18 protein-coding genes are annotated in these 19,592 nt (G+C 51.5%); 10 read left to right on the top strand and 8 right to left on the bottom strand.

Features of this window, described 5'->3' with window-relative positions:
• The first annotated feature begins 16 nt into the window (after positions 1 to 16).
• Together metC and JQN59_RS20030 are read left to right on the top strand one after the other, a co-directional pair.
• Entirely contained in the window at positions 17 to 1,207 is a 1,191-nt protein-coding gene (gene metC / locus JQN59_RS20035) for a cystathionine beta-lyase (protein ID WP_103014436.1), read from the top strand.
• 238 nt (positions 1,208 to 1,445) lie between these two features.
• Positions 1,446 to 2,006: a YagU family protein gene (locus tag JQN59_RS20030; RefSeq protein ID WP_079934429.1), complete on the top strand. Its 561-nt coding sequence runs from the start codon at positions 1,446 to 1,448 to the stop codon at positions 2,004 to 2,006.
• 84 nt (positions 2,007 to 2,090) lie between these two features.
• On the opposite strand, the gene mdtM is transcribed toward JQN59_RS20030, so the two are convergent.
• The 3 genes from mdtM to JQN59_RS20015 form a co-directional block, all read right to left on the bottom strand.
• On the bottom strand, positions 2,091 to 3,332 hold the full coding sequence (gene mdtM, locus JQN59_RS20025; RefSeq protein WP_149607580.1) for a multidrug efflux MFS transporter MdtM: 1,242 nt from the start codon (positions 3,330 to 3,332) through the stop codon (positions 2,091 to 2,093).
• Positions 3,333 to 3,657: 325 nt separating this feature from the next.
• Positions 3,658 to 4,308, bottom strand: a complete 651-nt coding sequence (locus tag JQN59_RS20020) for a LysE family translocator (RefSeq protein ID WP_125363519.1) — start codon at positions 4,306 to 4,308, stop codon at positions 3,658 to 3,660.
• A gap of 48 nt (positions 4,309 to 4,356) precedes the next feature.
• Positions 4,357 to 5,172 carry a helix-turn-helix transcriptional regulator gene (locus JQN59_RS20015; RefSeq protein WP_149607581.1) on the bottom strand — a complete coding sequence of 272 codons (816 nt, stop codon included), beginning with the start codon at positions 5,170 to 5,172 and terminating at the stop codon, positions 4,357 to 4,359.
• 230 nt (positions 5,173 to 5,402) lie between these two features.
• Here JQN59_RS20015 and JQN59_RS20010 point away from each other — a divergent pair, with 230 nt between their 5' ends.
• Complete coding sequence (locus JQN59_RS20010; RefSeq protein ID WP_048215015.1) at positions 5,403 to 6,353, top strand: Rpn family recombination-promoting nuclease/putative transposase; 951 nt, start codon at positions 5,403 to 5,405, stop codon at positions 6,351 to 6,353.
• Between the two features lie 51 nt (positions 6,354 to 6,404).
• Here JQN59_RS20010 and JQN59_RS20005 read toward each other — a convergent pair whose 3' ends face one another.
• A complete protein-coding gene (locus JQN59_RS20005; protein ID WP_149607582.1) occupies positions 6,405 to 7,817 on the bottom strand; it encodes an aminotransferase-like domain-containing protein in 1,413 nt (470 codons plus the stop codon).
• A gap of 177 nt (positions 7,818 to 7,994) precedes the next feature.
• On the opposite strand from JQN59_RS20005, the gene JQN59_RS20000 reads away from it, so the two are divergent.
• The 7 genes from JQN59_RS20000 to tssD all read left to right on the top strand — a co-directional run bounded on the left by JQN59_RS20000 (position 7,995) and on the right by tssD (position 12,535).
• Positions 7,995 to 8,159 (top strand): DUF1127 domain-containing protein, encoded by a 165-nt coding sequence (locus tag JQN59_RS20000; protein WP_003019180.1) that lies wholly within the window; start codon positions 7,995 to 7,997, stop codon positions 8,157 to 8,159.
• 147 nt (positions 8,160 to 8,306) lie between these two features.
• Positions 8,307 to 8,771, top strand: a complete 465-nt coding sequence (locus JQN59_RS19995; protein ID WP_048215013.1) for a MarR family winged helix-turn-helix transcriptional regulator — start codon at positions 8,307 to 8,309, stop codon at positions 8,769 to 8,771.
• A gap of 6 nt (positions 8,772 to 8,777) precedes the next feature.
• Positions 8,778 to 9,845, top strand: a complete 1,068-nt coding sequence (locus JQN59_RS19990; RefSeq protein ID WP_149607583.1) for an HlyD family secretion protein — start codon at positions 8,778 to 8,780, stop codon at positions 9,843 to 9,845.
• Positions 9,835 to 10,899 (top strand): DUF2955 domain-containing protein, encoded by a 1,065-nt coding sequence (locus JQN59_RS19985; RefSeq protein ID WP_003830044.1) that lies wholly within the window; start codon positions 9,835 to 9,837, stop codon positions 10,897 to 10,899. Before JQN59_RS19990 ends, JQN59_RS19985 begins: the two co-directional genes overlap by 11 nt.
• 275 nt (positions 10,900 to 11,174) lie before the next feature.
• Positions 11,175 to 11,537, top strand: coding sequence for a tlde1 domain-containing protein (locus tag JQN59_RS19980; RefSeq protein WP_087857426.1), 363 nt, complete (start codon positions 11,175 to 11,177; stop codon positions 11,535 to 11,537).
• Positions 11,537 to 12,043: a hypothetical protein gene (locus tag JQN59_RS19975; protein ID WP_149607584.1), complete on the top strand. Its 507-nt coding sequence runs from the start codon at positions 11,537 to 11,539 to the stop codon at positions 12,041 to 12,043. Before JQN59_RS19980 ends, JQN59_RS19975 begins: the two co-directional genes overlap by 1 nt.
• Positions 12,044 to 12,535, top strand: coding sequence for a type VI secretion system tube protein TssD (tssD, locus tag JQN59_RS19970; RefSeq protein WP_125363505.1), 492 nt, complete (start codon positions 12,044 to 12,046; stop codon positions 12,533 to 12,535).
• Between the two features lie 94 nt (positions 12,536 to 12,629).
• Here the strand turns inward: tssD and symE are convergent, their stop codons facing one another.
• The 4 genes from symE to JQN59_RS19950 form a co-directional block, all read right to left on the bottom strand.
• Entirely contained in the window at positions 12,630 to 12,974 is a 345-nt protein-coding gene (gene symE / locus JQN59_RS19965) for an endoribonuclease SymE (RefSeq protein WP_125363504.1), read from the bottom strand.
• A gap of 222 nt (positions 12,975 to 13,196) precedes the next feature.
• Positions 13,197 to 16,463 (bottom strand): type I restriction endonuclease subunit R, encoded by a 3,267-nt coding sequence (locus tag JQN59_RS19960; RefSeq protein ID WP_149607585.1) that lies wholly within the window; start codon positions 16,461 to 16,463, stop codon positions 13,197 to 13,199.
• A gap of 94 nt (positions 16,464 to 16,557) precedes the next feature.
• A complete protein-coding gene (locus JQN59_RS19955) occupies positions 16,558 to 17,976 on the bottom strand; it encodes a restriction endonuclease subunit S (protein ID WP_149607586.1) in 1,419 nt (472 codons plus the stop codon).
• Positions 17,966 to 19,585 carry a type I restriction-modification system subunit M gene (locus tag JQN59_RS19950; protein WP_149607587.1) on the bottom strand — a complete coding sequence of 540 codons (1,620 nt, stop codon included), beginning with the start codon at positions 19,583 to 19,585 and terminating at the stop codon, positions 17,966 to 17,968. Before JQN59_RS19950 ends, JQN59_RS19955 begins: the two co-directional genes overlap by 11 nt.
• Between the last annotated feature and the right edge of the window lie 7 nt (positions 19,586 to 19,592).

The raw sequence follows: 19,592 nt of genomic DNA, 5'->3' as shown, positions 1-19,592 counted from the left end.
AAGAACAGGAGATGTTATGAAAGACGCAATGAAGCTTGAAACGCACCTGGTTGTTGCTGGTCGCGACAAACGCTATACCCAGGGAGCGGTGAATCCGGTTATCCAACGCGCCTCTTCACTGGTATTTGATACCGTGAAGGACAAGAAATTTGCCACCGCCAATCGCGCGAACGGCGAGCTGTTTTATGGTCGTCGCGGAACCTATACCCACTTTGCCTTCCAGAAGGCAATGAGCGAACTGGAAAGCGGCGTTGGCTGTGCGCTGTACCCATGTGGTGCTGCGGCGGTGACCAATGCGATTCTGGCGTTTGTTCAGGGTGGCGATCATATTCTGATGACGGGGGCGGCCTATGAACCAACCCAGGATTTCTGCAATAAGATCCTGAGCAAATTCAACGTGGAAACAACATATTACGATCCGCTGATTGGCGCTGGCATTGTCGATCTTCTGCGTCCGGAAACAAAGGTAGTATTCCTTGAGTCACCAAGTTCTATCACCATGGAAGTCCAGGACGTGCCGGGGATGGTGAAGGCTATCCGCGCGGTGAATCCGGAGATTGTCATTATGATCGACAACACCTGGGCGGCGGGCGTGCTGTTCAAAGCGCTGGATTATGGCGTGGATATTTCCATTCAGGCGGGAACGAAGTACACCATCGGCCATTCGGACGCCATGCTGGGCACGGCGGTGTCGAACGCCCGTTGTTGGGATCGCCTGCGCGAGAACTCCTATCTGATGGGGCAAACGCTGGACGCCGATACGGCCTACAACGGCAGCCGCGGATTGCGCACCCTGGCGGTACGCCTTAAGCAGCATCAGGAGAGCAGTATCCATATTGCCCGCTGGCTGTCGGCAAGGCCGGAAGTGGCACGGGTGAATCATCCGGCATTACCGGAATGTCCGGGCCATGAGTATTTTCAGCGTGATTTTATCGGAAGCTCAGGCCTGTTCTCGTTTGTGCTGAAAAAGAGACTGACCGACGAACAGATGGCGAATTTCCTCGATAACTTCTCGCTGTTCCATATGGCCTATTCGTGGGGCGGATTTGAGTCGCTCATTCTGGCGAACCAGCCGGAAGAGCTGAACAGCATTCGCCCGGCTGGAGAGGTAGATTTCAGCGGCACGCTGGTCAGGGTGCATATTGGCCTTGAGGATATCGACGACCTGATTGCCGATCTGGAAGCGGGATTTGCACGCATTGCGTAAGGTGAGGTGAGCGTAGCCGGATGGCGCTGATGCTTATCCGGCCTACGTAACCCAGTAGGCCGGATAAAACGCCTGTACGACATTCGCGATGACGCTATATTCACAATCAAATTAACTCACAAGTAGTCATTTAAGATCATTTTTTATCAAAGGTAATCTTTGTCACAATTTTCAGCATCCCTCCTGGGTAGCATAGCCACTGGTTTTAAGTGTTATGGCATATAAGGGATGATGAGTTATGAAGCTGAAAGATTTATTCTCAAGGACACCGACGGAACGCCGCCATTATGGCGTTGCCGTGTTAGTCGGTATCGTTTCTGGCGTACTTTCTGCATTTGTTAAGTGGGGAGCCGAAGTTCCGCTTCCACCCAGGACATTTTCTTTGGGAAGAAATGAGTTTAATCCTCCGTACCTTTTTCTCCGAGACTATTTAGGGATTGACCCCACGCAAACGGTCTATACCTTTTCTGAACATGTGATTAATCCGGTTATGGTCACGCACATCATATTTTCATTAGTGTTTGCAGTCGGATATTGCGTTGCCGCTGAAATTTTTCCAAAAGTTAAACTTTGGCAGGGGGTACTGGCAGGTTTAATCGTGACGGTGGCAGTTCATGGCATCTTCATTCCCGCCCTTCATCTTTCGCCGCCCTTGTCTCAGCTACCATTTGATGAATATGTGTCGGAAATTATTGGACATATTTTCTGGTTTTGGGTCATTGAAATGATTCGTCGTGACCTGCGTAATCGGATCACGCATGAACCCGATGCGGAAGTTCCGTTATCTCTCGTCAGATGATTAAAAGTTGATGCACTATGATGGATTGCCCCCGACCGCTAAACACAAAACCACTGTTCGCGAATGGGGGCGGTTCATAGGAGGTTAACTCTCTGTGACTAATGCGGTGGCCTCATGCTGACGTACGCGCTTTAGTAAGCCTGCCAGCGTGAACACGACGGCAATACCAGCCACCACCGCCAGCAGATGAAACGAAATCCTGCCGCCGTTGAACCATAACCAACGCCCAATTTCGACAGAAACCGCCATCACCGTCAGGATCACCATATTCAACGACGCCGAAACCGTACCCTTCGGTAAGTTGTTGGAAAATAGTGTAAAGCGGAATAACGTTGGGAAGATCATTCCAATGCCAAACGCATACAGGCTGGTCCCCAGCACTGACCACAACCACACGTGCGGCCACAGTAAATTGCCAGCAATCAATACCGCCAGCCCGCTCAACTGAATGGGAACCGCTCGCCAGATAAAGCGTGGCCGGGTCGGATCCTTCACGAAGCGGACGACCACCATATTGGCGACGATCACCGCGCCAAATACCGGGGCCTGTGCCCAGGCAAACTCCGATGTGGTCATGCCGCCAGCATCGATCAGAATAACCGGTGAGACCGCCACCCAGCTCATCATCGGGATATAGCTTAACGACAGCGTGGCTGCGCCAAACAGGAACACCCGGTTGCGGAAAACGTCGCGAAAATCACGCACTACGCTGCGCGCACTGAACGGCACCGCGCCACGCTGGACGGTTTCTGGCATTGCTAATGTGAGTCCAATGAGTGCGATAAGCCCCATGACGGCGATAATGGCAAACAAGATCTTCCAGTGTACAAAGTGCATTAGCGCCGCTCCGGAGAGCGGGCCGATAACCGGTGCCACCAGCACAATAGAGGTGATTACCGCCATTAGCTTGATGGCCTTTGTTTGCCCAAATGCCTCCTGCACCGTGACATAGCCGACGGTGGCGATAAAACAGATGCTGGTGCCTTGCACAAAACGGGCGGCCAGAAATTGCGTCATCGAGGTGGTGAACAATGTGGCAGCGCAGGCGAGCGTAAAAATTAGCGCTCCTGCAATCAGTACCGGACGGCGGCCAATCCGATCGGAAAGCGGTCCTAACAACCATTGCAGCGCCATACCACCAGCCAGATAGAGGCTGACCGCCGCGGGCGCCAGGCTGACGTCGGCGTTGAAATCGCGTACGACATTAATGATGCCGGGCTGAATCAAGTCCGTCGACAGATAGGCGGCGAAATCATACAAAATCAAGGCAATAGGAAAAAATAGCGTCGTAGCACGTTGGGAGAAAAACGCGAGAATCCGTTGCATAAAACAGCTCCTTGTCGGGAGAAAACCCTCAACGGGAATAGCGAAATTCAATACCGTCTTTGAGACGTCAGACCGATGACAGAAAAAAAGCAGACTGCAAATGTACTGAATTTCATGTAATCAAAAACGCTGTCTGCGCGAAGCGCAAACAGAAGATACGCTCACTGACGCGGGGTCAGAAAACGTAACGATTACAGGTAACAATCAGCACATCGCACCTCAGGAAGAGTAAGTTGAACGGGTAATAACCATCCGCAGTGTAATGCGGATTGGATATTAATTAAACGAGTTTATCCGGTTTATGTGCAGAAAATCGCCCTGCAAATCAGACTACGATGCTCTGCAAAAACCGCAGAGCGATGGCACAACCGAAGATAATCAATACACCGCCAGCGATACGTTCTACCCATAATATCCCTCTGGATAACCGTCGCTGGATCTGCGGTAAACCAATGAACATCACGATCAGCAGATCCCAGCACAGCACTATGCTGGTCATCCAGATCCCGCTCATGGTTTGTTGCAGCAGCGTCACCGATGGGCCGAGCAGGGCGGTCATTAGCGCCAGATAGAACAGCGCATTTTTTGGGTTGAGCAGTGACGAACCCAATCCCAGTAGTAGCTGTTTGCCAAATCCTGGACAGGTAGACTGGGCGTCTGTTCCGGTCAGCGTTTGCGGGCGGCTGCGTACCAGCAGGCTGCCAATCCACAATAAATAGAGCGCGCCCAGCAGCTCAATAACCGTAAACAACAGGGGAAGCTGGCGCAGGATCCCCCAACCGATAATTGCCAGCAGAACATACAGCCCGTTGCCGAAAGCGATCCCCACGCACAACCCGGCGCTGCCGCGCATCCGGTATCGTGCGGCGTAACCGACCAGTAAAAAGAAGTCCGGCCCGGGGCTAAGCAATGCGACGAAATGCGCCAGTGCCAGCGCGGGAAAAGCAGAAGGAAAAAGTACAGAAAGCAGCGACATAGCGACCTCAGAGAATGAATCTGAGATCACCGTACGCCTGACGCAGCGCTAATTATTGTCTGATATTGATCGTCCCAACGCGTACTGGCGCGGTGTGGCGGCGGTGTAGCGAACAAAGGTGCGATGGAAATGGCTCTGGTCGGCAAACCCGCTCTGGTAGCCGACATCGGCAATTTCGTCTCCGGCCCGCAGCCGCTGGCGAGCATAGTCAATCCGTATGATGTTCAGATAACTTCCTGGCGTCAGCCCGGTGTCCTGCTTAAAGGTACGGATCAGCGTCTCTTTACGCATGTGACATTCATGTGTCAGCTCATCGAGCGAGGGCGGCGCGAGCAGGCTGGACTGCAACCGTTCGCGCAGATACTGGCTGGTTGCGCTTAGGTTTTCTGGTGTGACCGACTGTAACGGCAGCGAGTGAAGCAATGTTTGCGCGGCATCCGTTATTTGTGCGGTTTGGCGTTGCGGCATGAGCGTCACAAGGTGCATATAACGCTGGAATAATTGCGCATCGCGGATAACGGGAGCAGGCGTGCAAAGCCGCTGATTGGTGTTCTGTGCAGGCAGATTAGCAAGACACCACTTGGCATCAAGATAAAGCATATGATAGCTGCGAAACTGTCCGTTAACAGGATTACAGCTGTGAGGTGCCAGCGGCGGTATCACAATCAGATCGCCCACCTGCAGATGGTATTCCTCGCCATCGCACAGACAGCACGTTTCCCCCTCGAGAATTGCCCCAATCGAGAGCTGAGAGTGGTGATGCCGCTTGTAGGCCTGCTGGCTTTGCCAGGTGCTGCGCAGTTCCAGCCACGGCAACTGCTCATCACGCCAGAACGATTGTGGAATATCTCGGGTATGCGTCACATCGTGTCCTCCCTGAAAGTGATGATTTGTTATAGCACAGGCCGAGTGGTGAAAAAGTGGGAATGCGCATTGAGATGGTGATTCTGCGTGACGTGTTCCAGACAAATGCAGACGTTACATAAGGGCGTTGTTATCCCGGAAATCGTCTCGCAAAGAGAGAAAGTTGCAGGTGAGGATGTGGTTTTCCGGCGCTACAGTCATGGCATCTTATTTTCAGGTGAAGGATCGCCATGAACAAAGCTTCCGCTTCAACACCGCATGACGCGGTTTTTAAAACATTTTTACGTCACCCTGAGACTGCACGGGATTTTCTGCAAATACATCTTCCCGCTTCGCTGCGCGAGCTTTGCGATCTTCAGACGCTTAAACTCGAGTCAGACAGTTTTATCGAAGAGAATTTACGTGCGTACTATTCCGATGTGCTGTGGTCGGTGAAAACGACGGATGGGGATGGATATATTTATGTGGTGATTGAACACCAAAGCACACCGGATGCGCATATGGCATTCAGACTGATGCGCTATGCGGTAGCGGCTATGCAGAAACATTTAGATGCCGGGCATCAGCAGTTGCCGCTGGTGGTGCCGATGCTGTTTTATCACGGCGCTAAAAGCCCGTACCCTTATTCGCTGTGCTGGCTGGATGAGTTTGCCAACCCGAAGCTGGCTCGTCAGCTGTATGCTGCGGCGTTTCCGCTGGTGGATATTACGGTTATTCCGGATGACGAAATTGTGCAGCATCGACGTATGGCGCTGCTGGAGTTAATTCAAAAACATATCCGTCAACGCGATCTTATGGGATTGGTCGAGCAAATTGTTTCCCTGCTACTTACCGGACTGACTAATGACAGCCAGATAAAGACGCTGTTTAATTATATTTTACGAACTGGCGATGCACCTCGATTCAGTGAGTTTATTCGTGGGGTTGCCGAACGTTCACCGCAGCATAAGGAACATTTGATGACGATTGCGGACAGGTTGCATGAGGCAGGATTTCAAAAAGGATGGCTTGAAGGCAAGCTGGAAGGTAAACAGGAAGGCAAACAGGAAGGACTGATAAAGGGGCGACGTGATGAGGCACTGCGTATTGCCCGCACCATGCTGGCAGATGGCATCGATATCAGCACGGTACAAAAAATCACCCGACTTTCCGCTGAAGAGATTCAGGGTTTAAGCCATTAGATATAGCTTAAACTGCCTAATTGCCTGCCCGGAAGCGCCGGGCAGCTCGATCTACTCTATTGCCGTTTTTACCGCCTCTCCGAGCTTCTGCATTACTTCCCGATGCTTGTCGTTTGGCGGCAATGCGCAGTTGATGCGCACACAGTTGCGATACTTCCCCGATGCGGAGAACAGAGAACCCGGTGCAACCTGGATTTTGAGGCGACAGAGCTGCTTAGCGACACAGACCATATCGACCTGGAGCGGCAGCTCGACCCACAGCATAAAGCCGCCTTTCGGTCGGGTGACGCAGATCCCGCAGGGGAAGTATTCCCGTACCCAGCAGGTGTAGATCTCCATATTGCGCTGATAAATCTGGCGCATACGCCGGATATGCCGATGATAATGACCTTCGCGCACAAAGGTCGCCGCCGCCAGTTGCGTAGCGGGAACGTTAGTGCCGATGACGGCGTACTTCATGTGCAGCAGCTTGTTGTAATAGCGACCGGGCACCACCCAGCCCACTCGCAGTCCGGGGGCGACGGATTTGGTAAACGAACTGCAGAGTATTACCCGACCATCGCTGTCCCAGGAGTGGATCGTGCGCGGGCGCGGGTACTCTGTGGCCAGCTCGCCATACACATCGTCTTCAAAAATGACGATGTCGTGACGCTGGGCGAGGGCGAGCACCGCCCGTTTACGCGCATCCGGCATAATGAATCCGAGCGGGTTGTTGCAGTTGGGAACCAGCAGCACACCTTTGATCGGCCACTGATCCAGCGCCAGCTCCAGCGCTTCAATGCTGATCCCGGTATCCGGATCGGTTGGGATCTCAATCACCTTGATCCCTAGGCCGCGCAGTAGCTGCATCGTGCCGTAGTAGGCCGGTGATTCAACGGCGACAATATCTCCGGGCTGACAGACCGTCAGCAGCGCCAGCGACATTCCGCTCTGACTGCCGCTGGTGATCACAATATCATCTGCATTAACCACCGAACCGCCGTCCAGCATCAGCCGTGCAATCTGTTGACGCAATTCCAGGCAGCCAGGTAATTCATCGTAACCCAGCACCGCCTTGAGATTATGCTGTGCCACGCGGCTTAGCTCGCGCCACAGCGGCTTCAGGCTGGGTTGATTAATATCGGGCACGCCGCTGCTAAACGGGATTATCGATTTGTCCGCATGACCTGCCAGCATGTCCAGCACCTGATCCCACTGGGTTATCTCGACCGGACGCTGTACCGGGCGCGACATTGGCGGCACCGGCGGCTGCGCTTTTTGTGGCGCGACAAAATAACCGGAACGTGGCTGGGGCGTGATCAGCTGGCGCTGTTCCAGCGTCTGATACGCCTGCTGGACGGTGCTGATGCTGACCCCATGCTCCTGGCTCAGGCTGCGAACCGAGGGCAGTTTTTCGCCATGGCGATACAGCCCTTGCTCAATGCGTTCGGCCAGCAGATTGGCCAGATGTTGGTAACGCGTCATGCTGTATCCCTCATGGGTACCATACAGATTAAAAAATCAGTACAGATTGGCGTGAAAAAAGCGATGCAGAACTCTTTTTAACCAATCTGTATGTTAAATAAAAGTACTTTGTGAGTCTGTATTGTTTTAGGCCAGATCCGTGAAGATAAAGCCTCTGGCAAGGTGGGGAGGCAAGGTATGGAATTTCACGAGAATAAAGCAAAACAGCCGTTTATTGGGTTTGTACTGATCTGGCGGGCATACAAGGCGTGGCGGCTGCGAGCGCAAACGCGGCGCCTATTGCAACAGATGAGCGATGAGCGGTTGCGGGACGTCGGGCTGCGACGCGATCAGGTGGAGTGATTTTCTTTCATCGACAGAGGCTGGGGGTTATCGCCCCGGCCTCTTTTACATTCACGATATTTATCAATTCATGCTTCTGGTTAGTCCGTTTCTTGATACTTACCCTGATAAGTATTATTTTCTCTTTAGCGATGAGAGGAAAGTAAGATGACTGAAGATGAACTGTTTGCCCGCCGCCCGATGGGGATGCGCATGGCAATGGTGGTACGCCAGTGGCGGGCCATTATTGATGCTGCCATCACCGATACTGGCCTGACGCAATCAAGCTGGACGGTATTGATGCAGCTGTATCAACTGGGAGACAACGTCTCGGTCAGTGAACTGGCGGAGGTGCAGGGCATTGAACTGCCGCCGCTGATGCGCACCCTCACACTACTGGAAAAGCAGGGCTACCTGCTGCGTTCCACATCGCCTTATGACAAACGCATCCGACTGTTAACGCTGACCGCGCAAGGCCGCTCAAGGCTTGAAGAACTTAACCGGGTGATTGAGACATACCAACATCGCGTCACCTGTACCATTCCTGAAGCAGAGCTTGCCGCCTTTAGCACGACGTTAAATCAACTCGCCTGCAATTTGCGGACAATCCGCGAAGAAGACAATCAACACTAAAAAACTATGATGACCCCAGAACAAAAATTTGCCCGTTGGGTAAGGGTGAGTATTGCCGCTTTCCTGGTAATATTCGCCTGGTTTATCGTTGCCGATATCTGGATCCCGCTGACGCCGGACTCCACGGTGATGCGTGTGGTAACGCCCGTTTCCTCACGCGTTTCCGGCTACGTCTCGCAGGTGCATGTGCATAACAATAGCCAGGTGAAGAAGGGCGATTTGCTGTACGAACTGGATCCGACGCCATTTATCAATAAGGTCGAGGCTGCGCAAATTGCCCTTGAGCAGGCGAAGCTGAGTAACCAACAGCTGGATGCGCAGATCGCCTCTGCCCGTGCCAACCTGCGCACCGCGCAATTCAACGCCCGCAACGATAAGACCACCTTAGACCGCTATCAGCGCCTGAGCGCCATGCAGAACGTGTCGCAATCTGATCTCGACAAGGTGCGTACCGCCTGGCAAACCAGCGAGCAGTCGGTGGCGGCGCTCAATGCCAGTATTCAGAACCTGCTGATCCAGCGCGGAGAGCGCGATGACAAACGTAACGTGACGCTGCAAAAATACCGTAACACGCTGGAAGAGGCGAAGCTGAACCTCGGCTGGAGCAAAGTATATGCCCAGACCGACGGCACGGTGAGTAACCTCCAGCTTAGCCCCGGACTTTACGCCACTGCCGCTACGCCGCTACTGGCGCTGGTCAGCCATCAGACCGATATCGTGGCCGACTTTCGCGAGAAAAGTCTGCGCCACACTAAAGTGGATACCGATGCCGCCGTGGTGTTCGACGCCATGCCGGGCAAGGTTTTCTCTGCCCGCGTCACCAGCAGCGATGCCGGTATTCTGGCGGGCCAGGAACAGGTTAATGGCCAGTTGTCGCAACCGGAACAGTCCACCCGCTGGGTGCGCGATGCCCAGCGTATGCGCATTCACGTCGCGCTGAACGAACCGCTTGACACGCCGTTACCGACCGGGGCGCGCGCCACGGTACAGCTGTATAACAGCGAGGGCGTGTTCGCCCGCACCTTTGCCGGGGCGCAGATCCACCTCGTTAGCTGGCTGCATTATGTCTATTAACACACTGGCCCACGTCTTTACGCCGCACGGGAATATTGTCTACACCGCCAATGATTTTCGCCAGACCCTGCGTATCTCCGTTGCCGGGACAATCGCGCTGAGTATTTCGACCTTCTACAACGTGCAGTACGGCGTGTTCTTTGTGGTTTATCCGCTGATGCTGCTGTCGCTGGTACCGGTATTCAACCGCCATGTGGCAACACAGTTCGTGTTCAGCGCGGCAGTGAACTGCGTTGAAATGGTGCTGATCGTCGGTTATCTTTCACAGTGGCCGCTGGTTATGACACTGGTGGTGTTCGGCCTGTATGTGATGCGTTTTCGTTTTATGAGCAAAGGACCGCTGTTTCTGCTCGGTTCGATGGGCGTGGTGTGCCAGAGTACGATGCTCAACTTTATGAGCTATCCCACCACCAACTGGCATACGCTGATGTTCTCCAATATGGAAGCCTGCGTCATGGCGGTGGCGCTGAGCGCGCTGCTGCATTATCTGATCCCGGACGTGGAACCCCGCCAGCCACCGCCGCGCATTGAGAAAGATGCCGCCCGGGTGCGCCATGAATCGCTGCTTTCCGGCACGGTGGCGACGATGATTTTTGTGGTCTTCCAGATCTGCGATTTGAGTGATTCGCTGTCGGCGCTGATGGCAGGCATTTTGATCCTGTTTCCGATGCACTACCGCGGCGCGGTGATCAGCTCGATTTGGCGCGTGGTCGGCGTGGTGCTGGCCTGCCTGTATATTCTGCTGGTACAGCTGCTTATCTATGATTTCAGCAACCATATGCTGCTGATGATGCCGCTGATTGGCCTCGGGCTGGCGTTCAGTGCCCGTCTGCACGTAATGGAAAAAGTCGGGGCAGGCGTGGGTTTTGCCAGTATCACTACCATCGGCATTATGTTTGGCCAGAACCTGCACCCGGATCAGGACCTGGTATTCAGCGATCTGTACCGCATCACTTCCGTCACCGTCGCGCTGGTGGCAACGCTCACCATGGTATTTCTGGTGCACCGGGTTTTGAACTGCTTTGCCGCGACGCGGTTTGTGATTACCGAGTGAATGGGGGCAAGTGCCGGATGGCGGCTGTGCCTTATCCGGCCTACGGGGAAGTGCTATTTCCAGGCCCGGTAAGCGTAGCACCACCGGGCGTTTTCAAATTGCCTGCTATTTCACCGTTCTCAAATTATTCAGAATACGATTTATTTGTTCGAGAAATAAAAATATATAAATTATAAATATTCTGAATTTTAATAATTGTGACCTTATAAACAAATTTATTTTTACGATTAAATATGATGGGTGTGATTATTATATTTTAAAGGGTATAAATCCATATGACATGGGAATATAAAGTATCGACAGGTATACTGAGCCATAACGGTGAGTTAATTGCTTATTGCTACAGTGGTGCCGGTGAATCAAAGGATAAACCGAACTGTGAACACATACGTAACAAGGGCCCCATTCCTCGAGGTATTTATTTTATTGCAGGATGGAATAATCACAAAAGCCCCTCCGCTATCATCCTTGAACCTATTGCAGGGACCAATACTTTTGGCAGAGATCATTTCGAAATTCATGGCGATAAAAAAGGGCAGCCACCGGGAACGGCATCTGCAGGGTGTATCATTATGAATGGACAAGATAAGCGCCAAACCATTTACGATTCGGGTGATACAATTTTGGTGGTAAGATAATGAAATTTATTATTATCTTCTTTCTATTTATGCTTTCGGGTGCCTCCTGCGCTGCAGAGCATACTGCACCTCAGCTTCTGCAGATGATAAATGAAAAAGGAGCAAATGCTGTTGTACACACACTTTATCATGACAATGAATCAGAATGGTGGAACCATATTATTCCTGAAATTAGCAAAGGTAATAATGACTGGTTAACGGTGGCTAGTGCTCTTGAACCCGGAGTTGATGCCAGCACGGCGGAAGATTTGCAGGGGGCGGTATCTGAAGCTATTCCACATAACCCTGCCGGTGTTCTGGCTATTCTCAACGATAACAGACCATTGCTGACTATTGAGCAGATATGTGCATTTGCCTCTTTCCCTGAGTCAGAAGAAGAAATGGATAAGCTATTTGTTAACTCCATCAGGGAAATGTATAAGATCAAAACGGCAGAAGGGAAACGGTGTATTGCGGTCATGATAAATACTGTCGAAAATTCTGTTCCCTTTAATAAGGATTTATAAATGGCTATCCCTGGATATATGTCAATAATCGATGATGCTGGTAATGTTATCAAAGGTAGTGTGATAGTAAAAGACCGTGAAAATCAGATCGAGGTTTTAGGTTTGTATCATAATGTGAGTTACAACTCTGACTTGCATAATGGAAGGGTATTGAGTAAACGTCAACATCGTCCATTTTTAATTGAAAAGGAAATTGATGCTTCTAGTGTGCTTTTGTATAAAGCATTAAGTACCGGAGAAACATTAAGGAAAGCGGCTATTGATCTCTATCGAATAAATGATGCTGGTCAGGAAGAGGTCTATTTCACGATAACCCTGGAAGATGTGAAAGTCGTTACGATTTTTTCACTGATGCACGATGTTAAAGATCCTTATTACGAAAAACAGACCCATCTTGAACTTGCTCAGTTCCGCTACAAGAAGATTACCTGGCACTATCATGATGGGAATATAGTCCACTCTGATGATTGGGATTATCGCTTAGGGTCTTGAGTAAATGGCTCTGGATAAAATGATGTCACCCTGAGCCGTAATGCAATCAATACACGGCGCTTATACTCCTGAGCGCCGTCTGGCATCTGAGAATTTATCCCTGCTTGCGCGGCTTCGCCGAAATCACGTTGATAAACTCCTGCACCTGCTGTTGCTTACGCGCGGACAGCTTGCATACTCGACGCAGCGACTGCAATAACGCCGGTTCTTCCGGCTCCGGCAGTTTTGTCGTTAGCACAATACAGCCTGGCATCACTCTGACATCGAATTTGCAGCCGGTGGCGAAACCGGCGGCTTCCAGCCACTGGCCTTTCATAATAATTGCCGGAACATGCGTGTAATCCGGATAACGACTCGCATAAGTGACGGTGCCCAGACGATTATTTGCCGGGGAGACTTCTGGATCGGTGAATTCTGCAATAGAATGCTTGGTAGTCATGATGGCTATTCTCCGAGAATAGTGATTGTGATTAGCGAGGCGCTCGTGTTGCAGCACGGGCGTCTTGCGATAAATAACACCTGTAAATTTACCCAGTAAATAAAAATAAAGCCAGCTAAAAATAGACAATAATAAACGCGTAACTGGAATTATAAATGTGGGAATTAAATTGAGGGGAAATATAAAGTAGCCGGATAAGCAAAGCGCCATCCGGCAATAAAATTAGTGCAGCGTAGTCATATGGTACTGCTTAAAATTCTCCGCCTGCGACAGCACACCCATATACACATCATCATTCGCCACCGGCGGGAACTTGTGCTTGTGCAGCAGCAGGATCAGCTCTACCTTCAGTTTCGCCTTAATATCATCACGCTTGCTCCAGTCCGGATACTTCGAGGTGTTATCGACCACCGCCTTCATCTCTTTCGCCAGCGCCAGCATCTTGTCGTCCTCATAGGTGAACTGATACTTATCGCGCATATGCGCCAGAATGTCGTAAAAGGCTTTCTCCTCGATATCAATCCCCATCTCGGCATAGGTGCCCATCTCGGTTTTAATATCGTAGATAATATCGGTCATCTCCTGGCTGAAGGTATCAAACTCTTCACCGTTGAGGACGTCATCTTCCCGGCGCTCGTTATATTTATCCATAATGGACTGGAAACGACGGGTGAAGTTGATCCCCTGAAGCTGGTTGATCTGTTTAAAGTCGCTGATGGCTTTTTCCAGCAGCTTTTGCAGCAGTTGGATCTTTGTTGCTGGCAGTTTGATCTTATTAATGCGCGCCAGATAATCGTCGTCGAAAATATCGATCGACTCCGCTTTCTTGTCGCCCAGGAAAAATAGCTCTTCCACGCCGTCGGCTTTCAGCGCTTCGGCGATCATTTCGCGCACGCGGGCGTTCATCTGCGTAACGTCCGGCGCGTCGCCTTTGGTCAGCTTGAAGACAATAGAGCGTACGGCAATGTAAAAATGGATATGGTCGCGCTCGGCCTGCGACAGCGCCTCGCTGCCGCAGCAGACGTCATAGGCCGCTTTCAGCCGCTTCACCAGCCCCATAAAGCGGCGTTCCTGCTTCTGGGTGCGCATGACAAATTCTGCCGCGAAGTTCAGGCAGGCAAGCTGCGCCTGCGGCTCGCCGCTGAAATAAGGGCGGCTGTCGAATTCATGGAACACCTGCGCCAGCAGATCGAGATGATTTTTCACCTCAATGACTGACTGCTGAATATCTTCAAAGTTGGTGGCGTCAATGCGCGAATACATCGCCAGCGCCTGGTTCATCTGGCGCTTAATGCCGATATAGTCGACGACCAGCCCTTTGCTTTTGCCTTCCAGCTTGCGGTTAACGCGGGAGATGGTCTGGATCAGGTTATGCTTTTGCAGCGGCTTATCGATATAAATGGTGTCCAGCTCCGGCACGTCAAAACCGGTCAGCCACATGTCCACCACGATGGCGATTTTGAAATTCGACTTCGCGTTTTTGAACTGTTTATCCAGCTCTTTGCGGTACTCTTTACTGCCCAGCAAATCGTACAGTTTCGCGTCATCGTCTTTACCGCGTGTCATCACCATCTTGACCATTTCGGACGGCGGCAGTTCTTTCTCCTCCTGCCCGGTCAGCTCAACCCCCTCCGGGGCCTGCTTAACTTCAAACCACGCGGGACGAAAGTCTTTCAACTGACGATAGAAATCCCAGGCAATCTCGCGGCTGGCGCAGACAAACATCGCTTTGCCTTTCACCGTTGAGCCTTCGGCGACACGTTTTTCATAGTGCTGCGCAAAGTCTTCCGCCAGCGCTTTCAGGCGGTCTTCATCGCCAAGAATGGCGTTCATGGTGGCGCTGGCTTTTTTGCTCTCGTCGATTTGCCACTCGTTGGTACCGGCGTCGGCGCACTCTGCGTAGTACTTTTCCACCTCTTCCAGCTTGCGAGCATCAAGAATCACTTTTGCGGCGCGGCCTTCGTAGACGATGCGCACGGTGATCTCATCCTGCACGGATTCGGTCATGGTGTAGCTGTCGATAATGCTGCCAAAGACTTCCATCGTGGCGTCGATAGGCGTGCCGGTAAAACCAACGTAGGTGGCCTGCGGCAGTGAGTCGTGCAGATATTTGGCGAAACCGTAGGTTTTGCGCACCCTGCCGCTCTCTTTATCGACGATCACTTTCTGATCGAGGTTGACCTGGCTGCGGTGCGCTTCGTCGGAAATACAGATGATATTGCTGCGCCCGGAGAGCAGCTCGGTATCTTCGGTAAATTTATGGATAGTGGTCAGGAAGACGCCGCCGCTGTTGCGACCGGCCAGTTTTTCCCGCAGATCCTCGCGGCTGGTGACGGGCACCACGGTGTCGTCGCCGATATAGTTTTTGGTATTGCACATTTGCGCCGAGAGCTGATCGTCGAGATCGGTGCGGTCGGTGATTAGCACGATGGTCGGGCTGGCGAACTCGACGCTTTTCATCAGCAGGCGGGTTAAGAACTGCATGGTGTAGCTCTTGCCGCAGCCGGTCGCGCCAAAGTAGGTGCCGCCCTTGCCGTCGCCGAAAGGTTTACGCGCCCGTTCGATGCTGTAGTACAGCTTGCGCGCCGCATAGTACTGCGGGTAGCGGCAGCAGATTTTCACTTCATGTTTGGCTTTATCCGGGAAGCAGATAAAGTTTTTGATCACGTCCAGCAGGCGGACCGGGTGAAACAGCCCCTGAATCATCGAGTGCAGGGAAGGGATGCCGTCCTGCTCGCGGTTTTCATTGCCGGTGACTTTGCGCCACGAGTAGAAATACTCGTACGGCGCAAACAGGTTGCCCATGCGGTTATTGACGCCGTCGCTGATAATGCACAGCGCGTTATAGACAAACAGCTGCGGAATATCGCGGCGATAGCGGGTGCAGAGCTGTTTATACGCATCGCCAATATTGGCTTCCTGCTCGCGCACCGCGCTTTTAAATTCAAACACTACTAACGGCAGGCCGTTGATATACAGGATGGCATCCGGAATGCGCGGCTGGTTTTCTTTGCCGGTGATGGTCAGTTGATTGACGATTTTTACCCGGTTCAGCGGCTGGGTAAGATGGTAACTTGCCGGCGTTTCTGCGGCCTGTTGCAGCGGAACCTCTTCGGTATCGAACAGTTCACGCAGCGCGGCGGGCAGGTGCCGGGTGTCGAGCAATTCGATATAGAGATCTTTCTGCTGGCGATCGTCGCGTTTAAACAGGAAACCGTTGGCCAGCCAGGCGCAGAAGGTTTTATTGCTTTCATAGAGATCGGAGGCGGGCAGTGTGGTGAATTGTTTGATCAGCCGCTGGATCTCTTCTTCGGTGATGCCGTCGGCCTGATAGCGCGCGGCGAGGTAATGACGAAGATCGTCTTCGATAATCACCTGATCTAGGCTGGAACGCGGCACATTATCGCCGATCAGGTGCTGATAGCCCTGATCCTGTAACAGTTCAATTATCGCCTGTTCTAACTTCGCTTCACTGAATGAGAGAGGCATATCTCGCTCCGGCCCTGGCTGATTTTCTGGTAAGGGTTCCTGTAACAGAGAAAACCTTAACAGAAAGCCCCTGATTTTTCAGGGGCAAAATGCGTTATGCGGGTTCGGTTTGGTTGGCTAAGTTTGGTAGATCCTCCAGGGAGAGCTCGCCGGAGATGAGTTTGGGGAGCAGGGTGTCACGGAGGTTTGTTAAAGCAGCTATTTGCCGTGTATTGCTTACTACTTTTTCAAAATGTTGGTGAGCTAACCGTGTAAATTCATCTACTATATTTTTAGACGGTATAACTAAATTAATAGTTTTAAAGGCACTTTTGCTAATTTCTGCAAATGTCGTTCCTCCAGCCATTCCCTTAATATCATCCATAATATTTTCAAGCCAGTAGATAATATATTCTGACGATAAATTTTTAGATGAAGGGATGGCTATATATCCTTGGTTTATAGCCATAGGCGTTTTAGCCAGTGCTAAATATCCTATTGGTGCTCGTGATGACATCAAAACTGTATCAGTTGGTAATAAACCAGATGAGATTTTTTTCAAACCTAACTCTGTAATTTTTTTGCTGGTATCCAGTAATACCTTACTATCATTACCTGTTAAGTCTTTAGGTGATGTCCAATGAATAGCGCCATTTTCCCAAAAATCTGCATTTGAAGTGCTTGGCGTTGAACCACCTTTCACAACTAATTCGTCGCCAGCAGTGGATATTTTCCAACCTTTTGGTACCCAGCCCAGCTCTGTTTCTTCAAACTCAGCCGGGAACAGTGCACGAATATTCGCCGGAAGTGGTTTGAAATCTGCACTGTTGCGTACTTTTTGACGCAGTTCAGTGCGAGATTGCAGCGCTTCCGGGATTGGGTTTCCCGCATCCAGCGCGTTATCAATCACCGGGTCGAAATCCACAAACCAGGATTTGAACAGGGTTTGGGACATTTGTTCCAGGGTTTGGTTGATTTGGCGATTGAGTGTTATTTTTGTATTAAGGCTCCCTAAAATATCAATTATATCTTTCTGTTCGCTTAAACTAGGCAATGAAATAGGGAAGCTTTTTAAGTAAGCAAGATTTATTTTAGGGACGCCGGTGCACTCTGAATCTTGAATTAGTTTATTAATTGCTTTTTGCGAAGATACAAAATAATAAACATATTCAGGCAATGCCTTGTCAGGATCTACACGGAGACGCATTTGATTTGATGATAGTAAATATTTTTTGAAACGATGCTTAGTACTAATAAGCCCCGTTTGCCCTAACGTTCCTTTTTTTGTGAATATAATGTCTCCAGCCCTACACTCACTACGTGAAAGTTTTTGGAATATGTGTTCCGGTACAAATACAAAGTCACTATCTTTGAAATCATCTAATCCGATGGATAAGTTACTTCCTCGAATAATTGGATACCCACTGTCTGTATAAGCCGCAGCTGGTAAATTTGAGCCAAAAGGTCCATCTACTGCGCCATCAAAACCCAGTGCCAGATCACCTAAGGTTGTTTGTTTCCATTTACTCCCCATAACCCAGTGCCTCCAGGTTCTGACGAATTGCATTATCCAGTTCTTCTGCCTGCTTCATCTGCGCAAACAACGTCTGCGACAACTCGCGCATTTTAGTTTCAAACGCCACGCCGTCGTCTTCCTGCTCGGCGGCACCGACGTAGCGGCCCGGGGTCAGCACATAGTCGTTAGCCTTTATCTCTTCAATAGTTGCGACTTTGCAGAACCCGGCCTGATCGTCGTATTGCGCCAGCTTACTGTCGCCGCGCTTAATACGCTCGGCCAGCTCTTCCGGCGTGCTGCGCCAGGCGTGGTAGGTGTCGGCGATGGTGGCGATATCGTCCGCCGTCAGCTCTTTAGTCGTGCGATCAATCATGCTGCCGAGATTACGCGCATCGATAAACAGCGTTTCGCCCTGACGGTTGCGATAGCCCTTGGCCGGATCGGCTGCCTTCGATTTGGTCATAAACCACAGGCACACCGGGATCTGGGTGGTGAAGAACAGCTGGCCGGGCAGGGCAATCATGCAGTCGATCAGATCGTTTTCGATCATCTGCGCGCGAATTTCGCCTTCGCCGCTGGTGTTGGAACTCATCGAGCCGTTCGCCAGCACAAAACCGGCGGTGCCGTTGGCCGACAGCTTGGAGAGTATATGCAAAATCCAGCCGTAGTTGGCATTACCGGTCGGCGGCGTGCGGTAGCCCGCAAAGCGCGGGTCTTTGGTCAGCTCGGCGTCGTTGCGCCAGTCTTTCAGGTTAAACGGCGGGTTAGCCAGAATATAGTCGGCTTTCAGGTCCGGGTGCTGGTCGCTGAAGAAGGTGTCCGCCGGGCGCTCGCCAAGGTTGGCGGAAAGCCCGCGAATGGCAAGGTTCATCTTCGCCAGCTTGTAGGTGGTGGCCGTCAGCTCCTGGCCGTACAGGGCGATATCGCGGCTTTTCCCCTGATGGCTTTCAACAAATTTCACCGACTGGACAAACATCCCCGCCGAGCCGCAGCACGGGTCATAAATTTTGCCCTGGAACGGTTCAAGCATTTCGGTCAGCAGTGTCACCACGCATTTTGGCGTATAGAACTCGCCGCCGCCTTTGCCCTCGGTGGCGGCAAACTTGCCGAGGAAGTATTCGTACACGCGGCCGACCAGGTCTTCCTTCGACAGCGCTTCCACGTCGGTTTCGTGGGCCAGCGTTTCGATGTTATCGATGGTGTCGATCAGTGATGCCAGCTTCTTGGTTTCCAGATTCTGACGGCTGAAGTAGTTGTCCGGCAACGCGCCTTTCAGCGACGGGTTGCGCTTCTCAATGGTGGAGAGCGCGGTATCAATGCGTACGGCAATATCATCCTGCTTGGCGTGCTGTTTAATGAACGACCAGCGTGCCTCTTCCGGCAGATAGAAGATGTTGTCCTGCTGATAGAAGACTTCCATTTCGAGGAAATCGCCCTGGCCTTCGTCTTCCATCTGTTTACGACGGGCTTCAAACTTATCGCTGATAAATTTGAGGAACACGAGGCTCAGCACCACGTGCTTGTACTCGGAGGACTCTACGCTGCCGCGAAGCTGGTTCGCGGTATCCCATAATGTGTCTTCAAAGCCTTTCTTTGCTTTGGCTTTTTTCGTTGGTGCTTTGGCCATGATGAAC

The sequence above is a fragment of the Citrobacter sp. B72 genome, from assembly GCF_016894305.1.
Taxonomy (GTDB): Bacteria; Pseudomonadota; Gammaproteobacteria; order Enterobacterales; family Enterobacteriaceae; genus Citrobacter; species Citrobacter portucalensis.
This window is presented reverse-complemented; position numbering and strand designations above follow the sequence as displayed.